The sequence below is a fragment of the Thermodesulfobacteriota bacterium genome (assembly GCA_040756475.1).
Lineage (GTDB): Bacteria > Desulfobacterota > Deferrisomatia > Deferrisomatales > JACRMM01 > JBFLZB01.
In genome coordinates, this window is the sequence record JBFLZB010000001.1 from 17,887 (window position 1) to 38,589 (window position 20,703).

Here is a 20,703-nt window from a genome sequence, read left to right on the forward strand (position 1 = left end):
GGTATGGAGAACAACGACGTCGTCATCGTTTCGGCAGTCAGGACCCCGGTCGGGAAGTTCGGGGGGGCACTGAAGGACTTTCGCAGCATCGATCTCGGCGCACTCGTCATCAAGGAGTGCCTGGGCCGTGTGAACGTGGCTTCGAAGGACGTCGAGGAGGTGAACTACGGCCTCTCGATCCTGGTCGAGGCCGCGCTCGAGACGGATGTTCCCGGCCGCCAGGCCACGCTCTTCGCCGGCTTCCCGCCCGAGAGCATCTCTCTCACCGTAAACCGCGCCTGCTGCTCGTCGCTGTCGGCGCTGCGGCTCGGGTACCGGGCCATCCGCGCGGGAGAGATCGACGTCGCCCTGGCGGTCGGGTCGGACAACATGGGGCGCGCGCCGCACATCGCTCCCGACGCACGCTGGGGCACCCGGCTGGGTCACGTGACACTCAAGGACCCCCTGTTCGCCCTCGGGTACCCCGACTTCGCGCCCGTGGCGCGCGACGCCGGAGAGGTGGCGGTGGAGCAGGGCATCACCCGCCAGGAGCAGGACGAGTGGGCGCTTCGCAGCCACGAGCTTTACTTTCAGGCGCACCGCCAGGGGAAGCTCGCCGTCGGGGAGGAGCTCATGGCGGTGGACATTCCGCAGAAGAAGGGTCCGGCCGTTGCCTTCGTCCAAGACGAGTCCCCTCGGGAGGGGCTCACCCTCGAGCAGCTCTCCCGGCTGACCCCGGTCTACGGAAGCCCCACCGTCACCGCCGGGAATGCGCCGGGCCTGTGCACGGGGGCCACCTGCGTCCTGCTGATGAGCGCCCGCAAGGCCAAGGCGCTTGGCCTAAAGCCTCTGGGCACGATCCTGTCTTCCGTCGCCACGGCCACGGAAGCGCGGATGATCGCCACGATCCCGGCGCCCACCGTCACCAAGGCGGTGGAGAAGGCCGGCCTCGCCCTGGAGGACATGGATCTCATCGAAATCAACGAGGCCTTCGCGGCCATGCCCCTGGTGAGCACCAAGCTCCTCGCCGCGGGCGACGCCCGCCGCCTGGAGCAGCTTCGCAGCAAGACGAACGTGAACGGCGGCTCCATCGCCATCGGCCACCCGGTCGGCGCCTCCGCCCTGCGCATCACCATGACCCTGATGTACGAGCTCGGAAGGCGGGGCGGCGGTATCGGGGTCGCCTCCATCTGCGGAGGCCTGGCCCAGGGCGAGGGTGTCGTGATCAAGGTCTGACCCAGCGCCGAGAGGCGCGAGGCATGCTGTAGGCGGTTGATCTGCCCGGACCGCGGATCATCGACCCGGAACGGGCCCTGGAGAGGAGGAGGAGACGATGGGGATCGAGCGCGTGGCAGTTCTCGGCGCGGGCATCATGGGAAACGGCATTGCCCAGGTGAGCGCCGCCGCCGGCTACGAGGTGCGCCTGAGGGACGTGGAGCAGGGCTTCCTGGAGCGGGGGCTGGGGACCATGCGCAAGAGCCTCGAGCGCATGGCGAAGAAGGGGAATGTCGCCCCCGACGCGGTGGAGCAGATCCTCGGGCGGGTGAAACCCACCACGGACCTGCGGGAGGCCGTCGACGGTGCAGACCTCGTGATCGAGGCGATCCCCGAGGACCTGCAGCTCAAGAGGAATACCTTTCGGGAGTTGGGAGAGATCTGCCGGCCCGGAGCGATCCTGGCTTCCAACACCTCCAACTTCAGCATTACGAACATCGCTTCGGCGAGCGGGCGCCCAGAGCAGGTCATCGGCATGCACTACTTCAACCCGCCGGCGCTGATGAACCTGATCGAGGTGGTGCGAGGGCTCGAAACGTCGGAGGAGACGCTGCAGTCGGTCTTGGGGTTTGCCGCCTCTTGCGGCAAGAAGACGGTGGTGTGCAAGGACTCCCAGGGCTTCATCACCAGCCGAATGATCGCCGTCTGGTTGGTGGAGGCGGAACGCATCCTCGAGGAAGGGATCGCATCCCGGGAAGACATCGACACGGCGTGCCGCCTCGCGTTCAATCATCCCATGGGCCCCTTCGAGCTGGCGGACTTCTCGGGTCTCGACACCAAGCTCGCGGTCTCCGACGCCATGGCCCAGATGTTCGGGGAGCGGTTCCGCTCCCCCCAGACCGTACGCAACCTGGTGGCTGCGGGGCACGTGGGCAGAAAGTCCGGAAGAGGCTGGTACGACTACTCCAGGTGATGGCCGGGGGGCTTGCCCAAGCCCCTGGGAACGACGGCCGAGGTGCGTTTCGACGACGACAGAGGAAGGGGCCATGAACTTCGAGACGATTCTCTTTGAAAGAGACGGTGGGATTGCGACCATCACGCTCCACCGGCCGGCGCAGCTCAACGCCCTGAACGCGGTGATGATCGGGGAGCTGGGAGCGGCCTTCCGGCAGGTCGACGGCGACGACGAGGTGAAGGTCCTCGTGCTCGCCGGCGGAGAGAAGGTCTTCGGCGCCGGGGCGGACCTCAAGATGATCAGCGAGCTCGACACCCCCGCGGCCGCCCATGCCTTCTTCGGCGGCCTACAGGGGGAGCCCTACCGCAGCCTCGCGGGCATCGGAAAGCCTACCATCGCGGCGGTGTCCGGGATGGCCCTGGGCGGGGTCTGCGAGATGGTGCTCGCGTGCGATCTTCGCATCGCGTCCGAGAGCGCGTCCTTCGGCCTCCCGGAGGTAAAGCTCGGCTTGCTGCCGGGGGGGGGCGGCACCCAGCGCCTGCCGCGCCTCGTGGGGGAGACCAGGGCGAAGGAGCTGCTCTTTACGGGCGAGGCCATCGACGCCCACGAGGCCTACCGCATCGGGCTGGTGAACAGGGTGGTCGCGCCCGAGAAGCTCATGGCGGAGACGCGCGCCCTTGCGCAGAAGCTGGCCGCGCGCCCTGCCGTGGCGCTCCGGATGATCAAGGCGGCCGTCCACGGCGGGTCGGGCCTCCCCCTGGACGCGGCGCTCGCGTACGAAGCCCGCTGTTTCGAGCTGCTGTTCTCCACCGAGGACCAGAAGGAGGGAGTGCGGGCTTTCGTGGAGAAGAGAAAGCCCGTGTACAAGGGAAAGTAGCCGCCAAGGGGAAGGTTCCCCGGCCTGTTGCGAAGGTGGCGCAGTGGCCAGACTTCCGGGGCATCCAGAACGTGTGGAGGAGACGGGCATGCAGGGTCTCGCCAGGGCACGGGCGGTTCTCGCCGATCGAGAGGAGGTCGCGCGGGAGGCGCAAAGACAGGGAAGACCGGTTCTCGGATATCTCTCGGTTCAAGTCCCCCTCGAGATCCTGACCGCGCTCGACGTTTCCCCCTGGCGAGTCTTCGGGGACATACGGGAGCCCATCACCGAGGCCGATCGGGGACTTCCGGCCGCTTTCTGCCCCTACTTGCGGAGCGTGCTCGACCTGGCCCTCAAGGGAAGGCTCTCGTTTCTCGACGGCTTCATCGGGTGTCACTCCTGCGATGCCCAGGAGAAGACGGTGAGGATCGTGCCCTCCCTGGTCGCGTTCCCCTATACCCACTACCTCGACCTGCCCTCCAATATCAACGAGTCCTCCATCGAGTACTTCCGAAGCCAGATCATCGACTTCACCGCGAGCCTGGAGAAGCTTACGGGCAGAGCACTGACTCAGAGCCGGCTCCTCGAGGCGATCGATGAGCACAACGAGCAGCGGGCGCTGCTGCGAGCTCTCTATGAGCGGAACCGCTCCGATCCCCCTGTGATTTCCGGGCGCGAGATGCTGGAGGTCGTCACCGCCCTCCAGACGCTGCCGGTGGGCGAGGGTACCAGCCTCTTGCGGGAGGTGTCGGCGGAGATCGGGGCCCGAGCGAATCGGGGCTTCGGGAGGCCGAGAGTTCTCGTGTGGGGCGGCGTGCTCCACGACCCGGTCTACATGGATCTGATCGAGAACGCCGGGGTAGACGTGGTGATCGACGACCTGGACGAGGGGACCAAACCCTACTGGTTCGACGTGGCCGGCGGTGGCGAGCCCTATGATCAGCTCGCCCGCAAGTACCTCGTCGGCGTGTATGCCTCGAGGACGTTTCGAGAAGCGGCGGCGGGAGCGACCGTGAAGGATCACGCGACGGACCTGGAGGCGCGCTTCGGGTACCTCGGCCGCTTCGTGCGAGACTGGAAGGTCGACGGTGCGATCTTGCAGGCGGTCCGCTACTGCGACCCCCACGCGGCCGACGTGGTTGACCTGACGGACTACCTGGACGCCCTCGGAATCCCCAGCATGTACGTGGAGCACAGCTACAGCGAGGGTGGGCTCGCGCCGCTGCGCACCCGGATCGAGGCCTTCGTCGAGACGCTTCCGTAACCGGGGCCGGCCGCACACCAGGAGAGCGCGACGATGCCCAAGCCATCCCTCGCGAGCCAGGCCAAGGACGTCGCCCGCAGGGCAGGAGCCGACCTCGCGGGCGTCGTGAAGGTGGCAGACCTTCCGGAGCACGGGGAGGCCATCGAGGCAGTGCTTCCCGGCGCCGAGAGCGTGCTCGTCCTCGCGGTGCGCCACAGCCTCGCCTCGCTCCGGTCCGCTCACAACCCGGCCGCCCAGTTCGACACGATGTTCGCCTACGACGAGTGCTTGCGCTCCGCCGCCCGGGTGAGCCGCTTCCTCGAGGGGAAGGGCCATCCGTCGGTGGCGATGCCCGCGTTCATCCCCCTCGACATGGGCGACGCCAAGAAGGGCATGCGGGGCGAGATATGCTGGCGCAGGGCCGGCGTTCGGGCAGGGCTCGGCTCCTACGGGGAAAACGGGCTTCTGGTGACCCGGCGGTTCGGGTCCGCGGTGCGCCTGGCCGGGGTGGTGACGACCGCCATTCTGGACGCCGACGAACCCCTCGCGGACGACTGTTGCGACCACTGCCAGCGCTGCGTGCGAGCGTGCCCGTCGGGGGCCCTGTCCGGAGCCGGCCGCATCGACAAGAAGGCCTGCGGCGACCGGATCTTCCGCTTTGGCTTTCGGTTCTTCGAGACCTTCGCGCGGGGGCTGGGCCATGGCCCAGAGGTGCACCCCGTGGGCGGGTATGAGCTGCGCGAACTGTGGCAGACGTTCATGACCGGAAACTACTACTACTGCTTCGCCTGCCAGGCGCAGTGCCCCCGCTCCGATCGGCCTTGACGTCCTCGGCGCTCCCCGGGGATGCTGGCCCCCTTCTTCGATCCAAGGAGCCCTCCATGAGAGAGCGCGGTACATCCGATCTGCCTCCGAGCCGGGCCTACGCCCGCGGCGGCAGCTTCCTCGTTCGGGAGACCTCTCCCGCCGAAGTCTTCACGCCGGAGGACTTCGCCTCGGACGAGCTCCTGTTCGCCAAGACCGCTCGCGACTTCATGGAAAAAGAGGTGCTGTCCGTCTCCTCCCGGCTGGAGGAGACGGACCTGGAGCTCCTCGTCGGGCTCCTTCGCAAGGCGGGCGAGGTGGGGCTCCTGGCGGCGGACATCCCCGAGGAGTACGGCGGCCTGGGGCTGCCAAAGCGCGCCGCTGCCCTCGTCCTCGAAAGCCTCTCCGGCCAGATGTCGTTTCAGATTACGTACATCGTCCACACCGGGATCGGAAGCCTTCCCATTGTCTACTACGGAACGCACGAGCAGCGGCGAAGGTACCTGCCCGACATGGCCACCGGCTCGAAGCTGGGCTGCTACGCGTTGACGGAACCCACGGCCGGCTCGGATGCCTTGGCTGTCCGAACGAAGGCCGTGCTCAGCGACGACGGTACGCACTACGTCCTCAACGGCACCAAACAGTTCATCACGAACGCCCGGATCGCGGACGTGCTGATCGTCTTCGCGAAGGTGGACGGGCAGCACTTCACGGCCTTCCTCGTCGATCGGAGAACCCCGGGGCTTTCCCTCGGCTCCGACGAGAAGAAGATGGGTCTGCACGGGTCGACCACCTGCTCGGTGTTCCTGGAGGACGCGAAGGTGCCCGTAACAGACGTGCTCGGCGAGATCGGCCGGGGGCACAAGATCGCCTTCAACATCCTGAACATCGGCCGTTTCAAGCTCGGAGCGGTGGGGGTGGGGGCGGGCAAGCGGGCGCTCGAGCAGGCGCTGGCGTACTGCCTGGAGCGCAAGCAGTTTGGCCGGCGGCTCGCGGAGTTCGGGGCGATCCGGGAGAAGCTGGGACGGATGTACACGCGAATCTATGCCCTCGAGGCCGCCACCTACCGCACCGTCGGGCTCATCGACGGTCTGCTCCTGTGGGGCAGCGACGACCACGGGGAGGCCGAGCTGCGCTCGATCGAGGAGTACAGCGTCGAGTGCGCCCTGGTGAAGGTGCTTGGCTCCGAGGTCCTCGACGAAGTGGTCGATGAGGCGGTCCAGTGCTTTGGCGGGTACGGCTACTGCGCGGACTACCCGGTGGAGCGCTACTACCGGGACAGCCGCATCAACCGCATCTACGAGGGAACCAACGAGATCAATCGAATGCTCGTCCCGACCATGTTGCTGCGCAAGGCCTCCGTCGGCGATCTGCCCCTGGCGGAGGCCTTCGCTGCCGTTGGCCGGCCCTCCCCGCGGGGTGGCGGGGCCAGCGCTCCGCCGCCGGCGGGATTGGGTGCGGCCGCGCGGGTCGTGGGAAACCTCAAGGAACTGTGCGTGCACGTGCTCGGGCTGGCGTCGGAGAAGTACGGCGCAGGTCTCTCGAGCCAGCAGGCGATTCAGCTGCGGGTCGCCGACCTGGTCCTGGCGGCGTTTCTCGCCGAGTCGGCCTGGCTGCGGGCGAGCAAGGCCGCCGAGAGGCGTGTGGAGTCGTCCGGGCTTGCGACGGCGGCGGCCTGCGTCGTGTGTGAGGAGGCCGCCGAGAAGGCGGAGGCGTCGGCGCGGCAGGCCCTGGTGGCCATGGGCGAGGCGGGGGCGGCCTCCCGCCTCGGCGCCCTGCTCGAGCGGGTACCTGCGGATACGGTCGCCCTGCGGGAGGTCATCGCGTCGAGGCTCGTCGAGGCCGAACGTTGGGTGGTGTGAGGGGCGCCGCCGCTCCGAGATGAGGAGGTTGCCATGACTGCACTCGAGCAAAGGGATCGGGACGTCGTGATCGTGAGCGCCTGCCGCACGGCCATCGGGAAGTTCGGCGGAGGGCTCAAGGACCTTCGGACGCACCAGTTGGCGGGCATCGCCATGGAGGAAGCGATCCGAAGAGCGGGGGTCGACAAGGGCGCCCTCGATGAAGTGATCGCCGGGGACTGCATCCAGTGCATCGACGAGGCCAACACGGCCCGCACCGCGGCGCTCTCCATCGGCATCCCGGTAGAGGTTCCTGCCTACACGGTGCAGAAGCAGTGCTCCTCCTCCATGCAGGCGCTCTCTTCGGCGCGCACGCAGATCCTGGCCGGGGATTCGGATGTGGTCCTCGTCGTGGGTGCCGAGTCCATGTCGAGTGCGCCCTACGTGCTCAAGAGCGCGCGGTGGGGCCAGCGCCTGATGCACGGAGAAATGACGGACACGATCTGGGAGTTGCTCTACTCGGGGAGCCACCTCCTCGGCCCGGGCTACATCATGGGGGAGACGGCCGAGAGGCTCGCCGACAAGTATGCGATCTCACGCCAGGAACAGGATGAGGTGGCCCTGCGCAGCCACCGGAATGCGCAAGGCGCGATCCAGGCGGGCCGGTTCCGGGACGAGATCGTTCCGGTTGTGCTGAAAGAGAAGATGGGCGAGCGGGTGGTCGACACCGACGAACACCCGCGATGGGGCCTGACGATGGAAGACCTCTCCGGCCTCAGGCCGGCGTTTCGGAAGACAGGTACGGTCACGGCGGGAAACGCCTCCGGGATCAACGACGCCGCCGCGGCCGCGGTGGTCATGTCCCGTGCCAAGGCCGGCGAGCTCGGACTCCAGCCGTTGGCCCGGGTGGTCGCCCAGGCGAGCGCGGGCGTAGCCCCGGACCTCATGGGCTATGGGCCCGTTCCCGCCACGAGGAAGCTCCTGGACAAGACGGGGGTGTCCTTGGAAGCCGTCGGCCTCATGGAGATCAACGAGGCCTTCGCCGCACAGTATCTGGCCTGCGAGAAGGGGCTGGGGCTCGAGCGGGAAAAGGTCAACGTCAACGGGAGCGGCATCGGGCTCGGACACCCGGTGGGTTGCACGGGGCTGCGCCTGGTGGTGAGCCTGCTCTATGAGATGCGCCGAAGACAGGAGCAGTACGGGATTGCCACTCTCTGCGTCGGAGGCGGCATGGGGATGGCGACCTTGCTCGAGCTGGAGCGCTAGAGGGGCTACCTGCCGGGGGGGCGCGCCAGGGGTAGCACGGGGTCCCGAACGCGCGCTGGGTGTTGCCGCGAAACCTGGGATGCACCGGGATCGCGATAGAACCCTGGACACGGCTTCCAGGGCGATCCCGCTCCCGCTCTGGGCTTCGCGCCCGTCCTCACGAGAATCCCACGGAATATCATGCTCCGGCGGAGGGCGATGTGTCTTCCGGTACTCCGAGTGCCCTCAAAATGAAGTTCGTCACCTCTCGAATCATGTCGTCGACCGAGTATCGCCTCTTTAAGTTCCACCACTTCATGGGCTCCACGAACATCATGTATTGAATCAGATTGGCGGTCATGAACGAATCGCGTACGGCAAATCTTCCTTGATCAATTCCCCTCATCACCAGCTTCTCCACGCACTCCACGATGTAGGATTCCTTGGCGAGGACGAGTTTCAGCCATTCCGGCTCGAGATGTCGGGTCTCGGTCCACATGGAGCGGAGTACGAACTTGTTTTCGTGCACGATGGTAAGAATATCTCGAATGAATTCCCGCAATTGTTCGACCGCATCCATGTCTGTAGGGTGTGCAAGTTTCTTGTATGTATCCTCGTATATTCGGCTTACGCCCTCGTAGAATATGTAAAGCACGTCGTTCTTTGACGAAACGTATTTGTATAGATATGACAAATTGATTCCTGAGGCCTTCGCGATGTCGCGCATGCTTGTGTTGGGATAGCCGTCCTTCCCGAAGAGTTCCGCCACGGCGTTGTAAATCTGTTCGTGCCGTTTCTTGACGAGTTCTGGGTTTTCCACTTGGGCCGGTACTCGATGCATCGCAGAACTTCTCCCTCTCGCCGCGAGCAAAAGCGTCACGCGGACTCTCGTTTGTTCCAATTGCCCAGCTGCGGCTGAATAGTACAACAGTTTGCGTCTAATTTGAACGGAATCTCGGGGGTGGCAATTCCATGGCAACTCAGCAGTTCCCGGCCGGGACCCAATCGATGCTGCATCTACGTAGCGCCCACCTCAGCGGCCTCTGGGACGAGTTCACCGCCTACCGGATCGAGCGCGAGGGCCAGCGACTCTACCCCAACGCTCCGCAGCCCGCTGACCATCCGTTGGCCAATGCTGCGTGACCAGAGCGGGCGACCGGTTACGCCCATTTCGATTTTGATTTCGACCGAGCAGAAGCGGAAGGCAACCGTCGTGCCTCGACGATCTGAGGGTCGGCCTCGCGAGCCGGTATTCCCTACGCAGAGAGGGGTGGCACCGGGCCACCCCTCTCGATCGTTGCGTCGTGCGCCCACCCCCCGGAAACCTCTCGGCGGCTAGCGGTACGCCTCCTTCGGGAGGGTTCGGATCGTGGTGTGGGTCTGGAGGGTCTTGCGGGCCTGCTGGATCAGGTCCCGCACCCGATCGAGGAGCTCCTTCGAGAAGACCGGGTTGTGGACGGGGTTGCCCGTCTCGAAGAGCTTGAGGTTCTTCTCGGCGGCGTTGAGGAGATCCTGGGTGTCGTAGGTGTACCGGCCCTCGCGGATGGCCTGGAGGACCATGGCCTGGGTCTCGCGGTGCAGGGTGCGCAGCTCGTCGATGGGCAGTTGGGCCACGGCTGCCTTGTCCTGATCCACCATGGCGGCGTAGCTGTCGTCGTGGCACTCGACGCAGGTGATCTTGATGGCCTCCAGGGTGGACGGCTTGTCGTCGAGCACTTCCGTGTGGCACTCCTGGCAGCTCACCGCGTCGGCCATGGGGTTCTTCTCGCCGCGCACGTCGCAACTGACCTCGTCGCAGGCGTTCTGGCCCTGGTAGAGGTTGTGGTTGTCCACGTGGCAGTCCTGGCACTCCACGGCGCCGGCGCCCGAGCCGTGATGGCACTCGTTGCAGTTCTTCAGGAACGTCAGGCCGTGCTGCTCCCGGGACGTGTGACAGTCGAGGCAGTCGAGGCCCTCTTCCTGGTGGATGTCGTGGGGGAACTGGACGTTGCCGAAGGGCACGGTGTCGGTCTCGATGCACTCCACGCAGGAGTGGCACAGCTGCACGCACCCGGTGGGCATGACCACGGGTTGCGCCAGGTAGCGGGGGATCACCAGCTCCTTGGCCTTCTCCGCGCGGTCGCGCACTTCGCCGAGCACCTTGAGCACGTAGTCCATGTTGTGCAGGCCCCTGCCGTCGCGGGAGAAGGTGAGGTTCTGCTCCGCCACCTCCAGGAGCTTCTTGGCGGCCGGTGCGCCCTCGGCCTTGCGGTTGCGCTCGACCTCCTTGCGGGCCTCGGCCACGGCCGCTTCGGCCTTCTGGAGCTCCTCCGTGAGGATCGTCTTCCAGTGCTTGGCCATATCGTCGTACCCGGCGCCGTGGCAGTCGGAGCAGGACTTGATGACCTCGTCGTACGTGAGGCGCAGGGTCTGCTGCACGCCCTCGGGCGTGCGGGTGAGCGCGATGTGGCAGCTCCCGCAGTCGGCGTGGGCCAGGTACATGGGGCTGGGGACGTCGGCCACCTCGGCGGCGCCGGTGCCCATGTACAGGAGACGCTTGGCCCGGTGCTGGTCGAAGGAGTGACACTTCACGCAGTTGGTGTCGTAGTGGTAGGCGCTGAAACCTCGCGGTCCCGGCGCTCGGCCCGGCTCGCCGGCGGCGGTCTGCACCTGCAAGTGGGGGCTCGTGGGGCGGGGGATGCCGTGGTAGATCTCGCTGTGGCAGCGGAAGCACTCCACCTTGTGGTCGGTGACGTGGTCCTTGTGGATCTCGGCCGGGGTGTACTGGCCCAGGAGGATGCGGGGCTCGGCGTGGCACTGGACGCAGATGTTGTCCTTGAGGTGCCCGTCGCCGAAGACGATGTCGAAGTGGCACTGGCCGCACAGGACGCCGCGGTCCAGGTAGTCCTGGTGGACGAAGGGCAGGCTGATGTTGGCGTCGATGTAGATCTTGGCCTTGGTCTGGACGTGGCAGGTCTCGCAGTCGGCCAGGTGCCCTGCGGTCTCCCGGTCGTAGAAGTGGCAGATGAAGCAGGTGCTCTCGGTGACCGTGAGGTGCTCGCCCTGGACGATCTGGGAGTGGCACGTCACGCAGCGCAGCTGGCTGACCCGCCGCAGGTCCCCCAGGTGGCTGCCGTGGCTGAACTTCACGCCCTTGTAGGTGAGCTCGGACTGGGCGAGCTCCTCGGTGGAGTGGCAGCCCTGGCGCAGGCAGCTCACGTCGCTGATCTGGGTGTGGGGCCGGGGCGGGGCCATGCCGGTGATCATCATGACCACGTGGCTCTGGGCCTTCCACTTGCCCCAGAGCGCGCCCTTGAGGCCCGGCTCGAAGTGGCACTCCATGCACCCCACCTGGCTGTGGGTGGACACCTCCCACGACTCGATGTAGGTGTCCATGATGTGACACGACCCGCAGAACTTGGGCGACGCCGTCGCCTGCAGCAAGACGATGGCCAGCACGACCACCCCGACGAAGGATAGGCCGAGGAATACCAGCAACCCCTTGCGGTTGCGGCGGGCGCCCCGGAGGGCCGCCCCGAAGAAGTCGTGGATGAAGTGGCGAAGCGCGACCCACATTTCTCGAAACATCCCTGCTCCCTCCGCAGCGGAAACCGTGGCCTAGGGTCTGAGAAACACTTGAAACGCTTGAAACAAAAGGCAAAAACCATTCTTCGTCTGCCCCCCGTTTCCGGTGGGAACTAACATAGAAAACGGGCCGGGCGCAAGGGGCAATCCAGAGTCGGGGCAATCCAGAGTCGTAGAGGAGTGGAAACCGTGAACCACGGGCGCGGCGTTGTGTCTGCGTCGGAAGGTTTGTTACAGTCGTCCCACCGGGGCGGCCGCGAGACGGCCCCTCGAGCGCTTTTCTCTTGGGAGGACCCCATGCCTTGGATCCTTGCAGCACTCTTGGCGGCGGCCGCGGCCGCTCTCCTGCCCCATGCTGGGTGGGCCGCCTCCCCCGAGGGGGGGCCCGCTGCGGTGCTCGTGTACTCCGCCGACGAGCGCGGAGAGATCAGCCCCTGCGGGTGACAGAAGTACCCGCGAGGCGGTCTGGCCAAGCGCGCGACGTATCTGGATGCCGTTCGAGGAGAGGGTTCCCCCGTCGTCTTCGTCAACGCGGGAAACGCCCTCTTCAAGCGGGAGCACCTCCCCCCCGACCGGGTGCCGGCCGCCCGGGTGACCGCCGACCTGATCCTCGCCTCCACCGGGAAGATGGGCTGCGCGGCCTTCAACGTGGGGGCCTACGACCTCTCCCTGGGGGTGGACTATCTCCTCGAGCAGCAGTCCCGGCTCCCCTTCCCGTTTGTCTCGGCGAACCTCGTCGACCCCCACGGCAGGCTTCTCTTTCGTCCCTACGTCCTGGTGCAGGCGGGGGGGATGAAGGTGGGGATCTTCGGCCTGGTCGACTCCTCCTTGAAGAAGGACAAGATCCCCGCCAGTCACAAGTTCGCGGTCAAGGACCCCCTGGAGACGGCGCGGGCCACGGTGGCCGAACTCCGGGCGAAGGGTGCCGACCTCATCGTGCTCCTCACCGACATGACCAGCCGCTCCAAGCGGCGCATGGCCATGCTCGAAGACCCGATCCACCTCATCGTCGGCAGCGACCAGCGAAACCAGATCACCCTGCCCATCACCGTGCAGAGCTCGTTTCTCACCCAGTTGGACCGGGGCGGGAGGTCCGTGGGACGGCTGGAGGTGTACCGCGGAGGGAGGGAGCCCACGGGGGTCCGGGGTACCGCGGTGGGCGAGTTCCTCTTTCGCCACGGCTTTGTGCAGCTCTTGGTGGAGATGCCGGACCACCCGGTGGTGGGCCCCCTGGTGACCCGCACCCTGAAGGAGCTCTCGGTGCTCCAGGAGAGGCAGGCGGCCGAAGCGCCCGTGCCGGAGGACCCCGACTGCGGCAAGGAGTACGTGGGGATCGCCTCCTGCCGCACCTGCCACCCCGCCCGCTACCGGGCCTGGCTCGATACCCGCCACGCCAAGGCCTACGAGACCCTCGCCACCCGAAAGCGCCAATTCGACCCCGAGTGCGTCGTGTGTCACGCGGTGGCCTTCGAGTGCGAGGGGGACGTGATCGACTGGAAGGCCCTGGAGGGGTTCACCAACGTGCAGTGCGAGGCCTGCCACGGCCCCGGCTCCCTGCACGTCCAGTCCGAAGGGGGAGAGAAGCTCCTGGCGGGCCGGGGGCTGCTGGTCTCCTGTGCCCGGTGCCACACCCCCGAGCGGAGCACCGACCTGGATCTGGAACCCCGGTTCCGGCAGGTGTGCTCCGAGGCGGACTAGGCGGGTTCCCCCTCGCCCCCGCTGCGCGTCCCGCGGGGATCGAGCTCCTGGTTCCCTCTGGATTGCAACTCCCGTTCGGTTATTGTTGACACCCCGGGATGGCCGTGTTATCCACGTTCCCCAAGTGAACCGCTACACAAAAGGGGTGGGTCATGCAGGTGGGCACTCGGGTGCGCTACGCGCTTCGTGCGGTCTTCGACATGGCCTACCACGGAAACGGGCGGCCGGTGACGGTGGGAGAGATCTCCCGACGGCAGCGGATCAGCGCGCGTTACCTGGAGCAGATTCTCCACAAGCTCACCCGGGCGGGGCTCGTGGGGAGCAAGCGGGGGCCGCGGGGGGGGTACTTCCTCACCAAGGCTCCCGAGGCATGCAGCGTTCACGACCTCATGCTCGCGACGGAGGGCCCCCTGGCCCTGGTGCCGTGCCTCGAGTGCGAGGAGAGCCCCGGTGCGGGCAGCCCCGAGCCCGGCTGCCCCTCGGTAGACCGCTGTCCCGCGCGCCTGGTGTGGGCCGAGGCCGGGCGCCGGATCGGCGAGATCTTCGGCGGGGCGACTATCCAAGACCTGTGCGACCGCGCGGAGCAACGGGGCATTCCCAGGGAGGGCGCCCCGGAGGGACCGGCTCCGGGGCGCGACCCCGGCTGAGGCGCGCGGGAAACCCGACTTCTACCCTGCTCGTTCCGTCACGACGGAGACTGCGCCTCGATTTGCTCCGGGGCGCGTCGCCGCAGGCGGCTCTCGATGCCCGCTCGGGCGTGGCGCAGTTGGCGCGGCCGATCGATGGAGCGACCGGGCGATTGGGCAAGAGGGGGGGGCCACGGAGCCCCCCGCCCTTTCTTGCACCGAACCGCATCTTGCCCCCCGAGGGACTCGGGTGCTATTCTCTGCGGTCCCGGAACATCCAGGCCCTCAAGGGGGGCTGCTCGAGGAGACGCCATGAAGGACGCCATCCACCCCAAGTACGAAAAGGCAGTCGTCAACTGCACCTGCGGGAACACCTTCGAGACCCGCTCGACCCGGGCGGAGATCAAGACCGAAATCTGCGCCGAGTGCCACCCGTTCTATACCGGCAAGGAGAAGATGCTCGACACCGCGGGCCGTGTCGACCGCTTCCTGCGCAAGTACGGCAAGCAGAAGTAGGGGCCGCGATGGGGCCCTCGGTCCGGGTGCTGGGCCACACGCCCGACCCGGAGCGCACCGTGGCCCTGGCCGCGCGGCTGTGCTACTCGCCGCGGGGGGTCGAGGAGCTCCACCAGGGACTGTCCGACGCCGAGGTGGGGGAGCTCCTCGCGAAGCTGCGGGCCATGGGGCACCTCTCGGCCCTGGAGCACGCCCACTTCGTGCTCGGGGTGGAGGGGATCAGCCGGGCGTGCTCCCACCAGCTCGTCCGCCACCGGCTGGCGTCCTACTCCCAGCAGAGCCAGCGCTACGTGCGGCTGCGCGAGGTGCGGGCCGTGGTGCCCCCGGCCGTGGACGCCCATCCGGTGCACGGGCCCCTCTTCCGGGAGAAGCTCGAAGACCTCTGGGCGTGCTACGCCCGCATGGTGGACGACGGGGTATCCCCCGAGGACGCCCGCTACCTCCTCCCCAACGCCTGCGAGACCAAGATCGTCGTGTCGATGAACGCCCGCGAGCTGCGCCACTTCTTCGGCCTGCGGCTGTGCCGCCGGGCCCAGTGGGAGATCCGCGACCTCGCCCTGGGCATGCTCCGGGCCGTGCAGCCCCTCGCCCCGGGGCTCTTCCAGGGGGCCGGTCCCGGGTGCGTGTCCGGGAAGTGCCCCGAAGGCGCCTACTCCTGCGGCCAGCCCGACGAGGTCCGCCGGGACCTCGCCGCCGCCCTGGCGCCGTGACCGGGGCCGGCAGGTAATCCCCTTGGATCTCCTCTCCAAACTCTCCCAGGTGGAGGACCGCTTCGAGAAGCTCAACCGGGAGCTCTCGGACCCGACGGCCCTCTCCGACCTGGAGTCGTATCGCAGTCTCACCCGGGAGCACGCCGAGCTCCAAGAGCTGGTGGGGGAGATCCGGGCCTACCGGGGGCTCCTGGCTCGGGTGGAGGGAGCCCGCGGCCTCCTGTCGGACCCGGAATTCCGAGACCTGGCCCGGGAGGATCTGGCGGAAGCCGAGGGGCTCCTGGAGTGCTCCGAGGCCCGGCTTAAGACGTTGCTCCTGCCCAGGGATCCCCTGGACGAGAAGAACGTCATCCTCGAGATCCGCGCCGGCACCGGGGGCGAGGAGGCGGCGCTCTTCGCGGCCGACCTCTTTCGGATGTACTGCCGGTACGCCGAGTCCCGGGGGTGGCAGGTGGAGGAGCTCAGCTCCAACCCCACCGGCATCGGGGGCCTCAAGGAGGTGGTGGCCCTCATCCGGGGCGACCGGGTCTACAGCCGCCTCAAGTACGAGAGCGGGGCCCACCGGGTGCAGCGGGTGCCGGCCACCGAGTCCTCGGGGCGCATCCACACCTCGGCGGTGACGGTGGCGGTGCTGCCCGAGGCCGACGAGGTGGACGTGGACGTGCGGCCCGAAGATCTCAAGATGGACGTCTTCCGGGCGGGGGGGGCCGGCGGCCAGCACGTGAACAAGACCGAGTCGGCGGTGCGCCTGACCCATCTGCCCACGGGGATCGTGGTGAGCTGCCAGGACGAGAAGTCCCAGCACAAGAACCGGGCGCGGGCCATGCAGATCCTGCGGGCGCGCCTCTTCGAGGCGGCCCAGCAGGAGGCGGATCGGGAGCGCAGCGACGAGCGCCGTTCCCTGGTGGGGAGCGGGGACCGCAGCGAGCGCATCCGCACCTACAACTTTCCCCAGAACCGGGTGACCGACCATCGCATCAACCTGACCCTGCACCGCCTGGAGGAGGTCCTGGAGGGGGACGTGGAACCCCTGCTGGAGGCCTTGAGCGCCGAAGCACAGGCCGAGGCCCTCTCCCGCGGCAAGGGATGACGCCGGTGGAACACGCCCCCCTGGAGCTGGTGCGACGCTCTGCCGCGTACCTGGCGGGCAAGGGGGTCTCGAACCCCCGGCTCGATGCCGAGGTCCTCCTGGCCCACGTGCTCGGGGTGCCGCGCATCCAGCTCTACCTCCAGTTCGACAAGCCCCTGGCCGCCGCCGAGGTGGACGCCTATCGGGAGGCCGTGCGGCGGCGGGCGCGGCGCGAACCCGTGGCCCACATCACGGGCTCGCGGGAGTTCTGGTCCCTGTCCTTTGCCGTGGACGCGCGGGTGCTGGTGCCCCGGCCGGAGACCGAGGTGCTCGTGGAGGCCGCCCTGGCCCGGATGGGCGGCGCCGGGCGCCTGGCCGACCTGGGCACGGGCTCGGGCGCGGTGGCGGTGGCCCTCCTGGTGGAGCACCCGGGGTGGACCGGCGTGGCCGTGGACGTCTCGACGGGGGCGCTGGAGGTGGCCGCGGTCAACGCCGCACGCCACGGGGTAGGGGACCGGCTGGACCTGCGCCGGGGCGACCTCTTCGCACCCCTGGCGGGGTCGGAGGAGTCGTTCGACGCCGTGGTCGCCAACCCTCCCTACATCCCCACCGGGGAGCTGGGCGGCCTGGAGCCGGAGGTCTCCCGCTTCGACCCCCGCCTCGCGCTCGACGGCGGCCCCGACGGCCTGGACGTCATCCGCCGCATCGCGGCCGGGGCCCGGGCGTTCCTGGCGCCCGGAGGCTTCGCGGCGGTGGAGTTCGGCGCGGGCCAGGAGGGGGCCGTGGGGCGGATCTTCCGCGACGCCGGGGGCTACGAAGACATGACCCTCGTCCCCGACCTGGCCGGCCGCCCCCGGGTGGCCGTGGCGGAGAAGAGGGACGGGTGACGGGTGACGAGTGACGAGTGACGGGTGACGTTTCAGATCGGACCGATCGGTCGGATCCGACGGATCGGTCCGAAACTTCAACCTGCAACCCGCAACGCGCAACATGCAACCGACAGGTTCCCCATGGATGCCCTGGTGATCGAAGGCGGTGCCCCCCTGTCGGGGGCGGTGGCGGTGAGCCCGGCCAAGAACGCCGTGCTCCCGCTCATGGCGGCGGCGCTGCTGGCGCCGGGGGCGAGCCGGCTGCGGCAGGTGCCGCGGCTGGCCGACGTGCGCACCCTGGGCCGCCTGCTCCAGCACCTGGGGGCCCGGGTCGAGATCGAAAAAGGGGGGGGGCTCCGGGCCGACGCTTCCGAGGTGGGGGGCCGGGAAGCGCCCTACGAGCTGGTCAAGACCATGCGGGCCTCGGTGCTCGTGCTGGGGCCGCTGGTGGGGCGTTTCGGGCGGGCCCGGGTGAGCCTTCCGGGAGGGTGCGCCATCGGCGCGCGGCCCATCAACCTGCACTTGAAGGGGCTCGAGGCCCTGGGAGCCCGGGTGCGCCTGGACCACGGCTACGTGGAGGTGGAGGCCGACCGCCTGGTGGGGGGGCGCATCGTGCTCGACCTCCCCACGGTGACCGGCACCGAGAACCTGGCCATGGCGGCGTGCCTGGCCCGGGGCACCACCGTGATCGAGAACGCGGCCCGGGAGCCCGAGGTGGTGGACCTGCTGGAGTGCCTGGGGAAGATGGGGGCCCGCATCCGGGGCGCAGGCACGGCACTCCTGGAGATCGAAGGGGTCGAGGAACTCGCCCCCTTCGACCACGAGCCCATTGCGGACCGCATCGAGGCCGGAACCCTCCTGGTGGCCGCCGCCCTGTGCGGCGGCGAGGTGGTCGTGGAAGGCGCCCGGGCCGACCACCTGGACGCCCTGCTGGCGAAGCTCCGGGAGGCCGGAGCCGAGGTGGAGCCCACCGCGGGAGGGATCGCCGTGCGGGGCCGGCCCCCCGCCCGCAGCGTGGATGTGCGCACCAGCCCCTATCCGGGCTTCCCCACCGACATGCAAGCCCAGTTCATGGCCCTCATGGCCCGGGGCCGGGGGCTCTCGGTCATCACGGAGAAGGTCTTCGAGAACCGGTTCATGCACGTCTCCGAGCTCAACCGCATGGGAGCCGACATCGCGGCCGAGGGCGCCACCGCCGTGGTGCGCGGCGTCGAACGGCTCTCGGGCGCCCGGGTCATGGCCACCGACCTGCGGGCCAGCGCGGCCCTGGTTCTGGCCGGCCTGGCCGCCGAGGGCACCACGGTCGTCTCCCGCGTCTACCACCTGGACCGCGGCTACGAAGCCCTGGAGACGAAGCTCGCCGGCCTGGGAGCGAACATCCGGCGCGTGAAGGAGTGAGGAGGTTGCACGTTGCGGGTTGCGGGTTGCACGTTGGCAGTTGGCCGCGGGCCGTTGGCCGCGGGCGGCGTGAACCGTGAGCAGTAGTGCGAGCACTCCAACGGACCACCCCCAACGAGCAACCCGCAACGAGCAACCCACATACCCCCAACCCCCAACCCACAACCCGCAACGAGCCAACCCCATGCCCCACACCTTGACTCTCGCCCTGCCCAAGGGCAGGATCTTGCGCGATACCCTGGCCCTCCTGGAGAGCTGCGGGGTGCCGTGCACCCACGTGCTCGACGACTCCCGGCGGCTCGTCTTCGACGTCCCCGGCTACCGGTTCCTGGTGGTGCGCAGTCAGGACGTGGCCACCTACGTGGAGCACGGGGCGGCCGACCTGGGCGTTGTCGGCAAGGACGTGCTCCTGGAGGAGGAGCCGGAGGTCTACGAGCCCCTGGACCTGGGGTTCGGGTACTGCCGGCTGGTGGTGGCCGAGCCCGCTGCCGCCCGGGAGCGGGGGGCCGGTGCGTGGTCTCGGGTGCGGGTGGCCACCAAGTACCCGCGGCTGGCCGAGGCCCACTTCCGGTCCCGCGGGGTGCAGGTGGAGATCATCAAGCTCTACGGCTCCATCGAGCTCGCACCCCTGGTGGGCCTCTCGGAGCAGATCGTGGACCTGGTGAGCACCGGGGAGACCCTGCGCCAGAACGGCCTGGTGGAGGTGGAGACGATCCTGGAGTCCACCTGCCGGCTCATCGTGAACCGGGGAAGCATGAAGACCCGCACCGACGCCGTCGCCGATTTGATCCGAGCGTTTCGGGCGCGCCTGGCGGAGCCGCGATGAAGCCCGTGTTTCGCCGGGGAGAGCCTGGGTTCGAGGACGCCTGGCGGGGGCTCGTGGACCGGGGCGCGGACGACGCCGCCTCGGCCGAGACCGCGGTGCGGGGGATCCTCGACGACGTGGCGGCCCGGGGGGACGCTGCCTTGGTGGAGTACACCGCCCGCTTCGACCGGATGGCGCTCGCTCCGGAAGAGCTGCGGGTGCGCGAGGAGGACCTGGAGCGGGCGTGGCTCTCGCTGCCCGCCGACGACCGGGAGGCGCTGGAGCTCGCGGCCCGGCGCATCCGGGCCTTCCACGAGCGCCAGCGGGAGCGCTCCTGGATCGTGGAGGAGGAGGGGGTGATCCTGGGCCAGCGGGTCACCCCTCTGGCGGCGGTGGGGCTCTATGTGCCCGGGGGCAAGGCGAGCTACCCCTCCAGCGTGCTCATGAACGCCGTCCCAGCGCTGGTGGCCGGGGTGGAGCGGCTCGCCCTGGTGAGCCCGACCCCCGGGGGCGAGGTGAACCGCCACGTGCTGGGGACCGCCTGGCTCGCGGGCGTGCGCGAGGTGTACCGGGTGGGAGGCGCCCAGGCCGTGGCGGCGCTCGCCTTCGGCACGGCGTCGATTCCCCGGGTGGACAAGATCGTGGGCCCGGGCAACATCTACGTGGCCACGGCCAAACGGCTGGTGTACGGTCGCGTGGATATCGACATGGTGGCGGGCCCCAGCGAGATCCTGCTGGTGAACGACGGCTCGGGGGAGCCGGCCCACCTGGCGGCGGATCTCCTGAGCCAGGCCGAGCACGACGCCATGGCCACGGCGGTGCTCGTCACCACTGACGCCGACTTCGGCGCCCGGGTGTCCCGGGAGGTGGAGCGCCAGCTCGGCCTGCTGGCCCGGGGCGACGAGGCGCGCCGGAGCTGGGAGGCCAAGGGGGGAATCCTCGCGGTGGACACCGTGGAGGAGGCCGTGGCGCTGGCCAACGAGTTCGCCCCAGAGCATCTGGAGCTCGCGGTGGAGCGTCCCTGGGACCTCCTGGGCCTCGTGCGCCACGCGGGCGCCATCTTCCTGGGGCACCACACGCCCGAGGCCCTGGGAGACTACGCGGCGGGCCCCAATCACGTTCTCCCCACGGCGGGAACCGCCCGATTCTTCTCCCCCCTGGGGGTGGAGGACTTCGTGAAGCGCTCGAGCCTGGTCTGCTTCTCGCGCGACGCCCTGGGCCGCCTGGGCCGCCCCGTGGCCCACCTCGCCCGGCTCGAGGGCCTGGAGGCGCATGCCCGGGCGGTGGAGATGAGGCTGGAGAAGGCCTAG

General features: G+C 68.6%; 20 protein-coding genes. 18 read left to right on the forward strand and 2 right to left on the reverse strand.

Annotated features, from left to right (window positions below; genetic code table 11):
* The first annotated feature begins 3 nt into the window (after positions 1-3).
* The 7 genes from AB1578_00080 (at position 4) to AB1578_00110 (ending at position 8,159) form a co-directional block, all read left to right on the forward strand.
* Complete coding sequence (locus AB1578_00080; protein ID MEW6486297.1) at positions 4-1,215, forward strand: thiolase family protein; 1,212 nt, start codon at positions 4-6, stop codon at positions 1,213-1,215.
* A gap of 97 nt (positions 1,216-1,312) precedes the next feature.
* A complete protein-coding gene (locus AB1578_00085; protein MEW6486298.1) occupies positions 1,313-2,167 on the forward strand; it encodes a 3-hydroxyacyl-CoA dehydrogenase family protein in 855 nt (284 codons plus the stop codon).
* Between the two features lie 73 nt (positions 2,168-2,240).
* A complete protein-coding gene (locus AB1578_00090) occupies positions 2,241-3,026 on the forward strand; it encodes an enoyl-CoA hydratase-related protein (protein ID MEW6486299.1) in 786 nt (261 codons plus the stop codon).
* A gap of 88 nt (positions 3,027-3,114) precedes the next feature.
* On the forward strand, positions 3,115-4,269 hold the full coding sequence (locus tag AB1578_00095; GenBank protein MEW6486300.1) for a 2-hydroxyacyl-CoA dehydratase family protein: 1,155 nt from the start codon (positions 3,115-3,117) through the stop codon (positions 4,267-4,269).
* A 33-nt stretch (positions 4,270-4,302) separates the two neighbouring features.
* A complete protein-coding gene (locus tag AB1578_00100) occupies positions 4,303-5,073 on the forward strand; it encodes a hypothetical protein (GenBank protein ID MEW6486301.1) in 771 nt (256 codons plus the stop codon).
* Positions 5,074-5,129: 56 nt separating this feature from the next.
* Positions 5,130-6,914 (forward strand): acyl-CoA dehydrogenase family protein, encoded by a 1,785-nt coding sequence (locus tag AB1578_00105; protein MEW6486302.1) that lies wholly within the window; start codon positions 5,130-5,132, stop codon positions 6,912-6,914.
* A gap of 33 nt (positions 6,915-6,947) precedes the next feature.
* A complete protein-coding gene (locus AB1578_00110) occupies positions 6,948-8,159 on the forward strand; it encodes an acetyl-CoA C-acetyltransferase (GenBank protein ID MEW6486303.1) in 1,212 nt (403 codons plus the stop codon).
* 178 nt (positions 8,160-8,337) lie between these two features.
* Here AB1578_00110 and AB1578_00115 read toward each other — a convergent pair whose 3' ends face one another.
* Entirely contained in the window at positions 8,338-9,018 is a 681-nt protein-coding gene (locus AB1578_00115; GenBank protein ID MEW6486304.1) for a TetR/AcrR family transcriptional regulator, read from the reverse strand.
* A gap of 128 nt (positions 9,019-9,146) precedes the next feature.
* Between AB1578_00115 and AB1578_00120 the strand changes: the two genes are divergently transcribed.
* Entirely contained in the window at positions 9,147-9,281 is a 135-nt protein-coding gene (locus AB1578_00120; GenBank protein MEW6486305.1) for a hypothetical protein, read from the forward strand.
* Between the two features lie 192 nt (positions 9,282-9,473).
* Here the strand turns inward: AB1578_00120 and AB1578_00125 are convergent, their stop codons facing one another.
* Entirely contained in the window at positions 9,474-11,705 is a 2,232-nt protein-coding gene (locus AB1578_00125) for a NapC/NirT family cytochrome c (GenBank protein MEW6486306.1), read from the reverse strand.
* A gap of 294 nt (positions 11,706-11,999) precedes the next feature.
* Between AB1578_00125 and AB1578_00130 the strand changes: the two genes are divergently transcribed.
* From AB1578_00130 to hisD, 10 genes are all read left to right on the forward strand, one after another.
* Positions 12,000-12,146: a hypothetical protein gene (locus AB1578_00130; protein ID MEW6486307.1), complete on the forward strand. Its 147-nt coding sequence runs from the start codon at positions 12,000-12,002 to the stop codon at positions 12,144-12,146.
* A gap of 147 nt (positions 12,147-12,293) precedes the next feature.
* Positions 12,294-13,400, forward strand: coding sequence for a multiheme c-type cytochrome (locus AB1578_00135; GenBank protein MEW6486308.1), 1,107 nt, complete (start codon positions 12,294-12,296; stop codon positions 13,398-13,400).
* 152 nt (positions 13,401-13,552) lie between these two features.
* Positions 13,553-14,047: an Rrf2 family transcriptional regulator gene (locus AB1578_00140; protein ID MEW6486309.1), complete on the forward strand. Its 495-nt coding sequence runs from the start codon at positions 13,553-13,555 to the stop codon at positions 14,045-14,047.
* Positions 14,048-14,338: 291 nt separating this feature from the next.
* Positions 14,339-14,542 carry a 50S ribosomal protein L31 gene (gene rpmE, locus AB1578_00145; GenBank protein MEW6486310.1) on the forward strand — a complete coding sequence of 68 codons (204 nt, stop codon included), beginning with the start codon at positions 14,339-14,341 and terminating at the stop codon, positions 14,540-14,542.
* An 8-nt stretch (positions 14,543-14,550) separates the two neighbouring features.
* Positions 14,551-15,252, forward strand: coding sequence for an FAD-dependent thymidylate synthase (gene thyX / locus AB1578_00150; protein ID MEW6486311.1), 702 nt, complete (start codon positions 14,551-14,553; stop codon positions 15,250-15,252).
* A gap of 22 nt (positions 15,253-15,274) precedes the next feature.
* On the forward strand, positions 15,275-16,342 hold the full coding sequence (gene prfA, locus AB1578_00155; GenBank protein ID MEW6486312.1) for a peptide chain release factor 1: 1,068 nt from the start codon (positions 15,275-15,277) through the stop codon (positions 16,340-16,342).
* A gap of 5 nt (positions 16,343-16,347) precedes the next feature.
* Positions 16,348-17,208, forward strand: coding sequence for a peptide chain release factor N(5)-glutamine methyltransferase (gene prmC / locus AB1578_00160; GenBank protein ID MEW6486313.1), 861 nt, complete (start codon positions 16,348-16,350; stop codon positions 17,206-17,208).
* 123 nt (positions 17,209-17,331) lie between these two features.
* Positions 17,332-18,588: a UDP-N-acetylglucosamine 1-carboxyvinyltransferase gene (murA, locus tag AB1578_00165; GenBank protein ID MEW6486314.1), complete on the forward strand. Its 1,257-nt coding sequence runs from the start codon at positions 17,332-17,334 to the stop codon at positions 18,586-18,588.
* 184 nt (positions 18,589-18,772) lie between these two features.
* Positions 18,773-19,414 carry an ATP phosphoribosyltransferase gene (hisG, locus tag AB1578_00170; GenBank protein ID MEW6486315.1) on the forward strand — a complete coding sequence of 214 codons (642 nt, stop codon included), beginning with the start codon at positions 18,773-18,775 and terminating at the stop codon, positions 19,412-19,414.
* Positions 19,411-20,703 carry a histidinol dehydrogenase gene (hisD, locus tag AB1578_00175; GenBank protein ID MEW6486316.1) on the forward strand — a complete coding sequence of 431 codons (1,293 nt, stop codon included), beginning with the start codon at positions 19,411-19,413 and terminating at the stop codon, positions 20,701-20,703. Before hisG ends, hisD begins: the two co-directional genes overlap by 4 nt.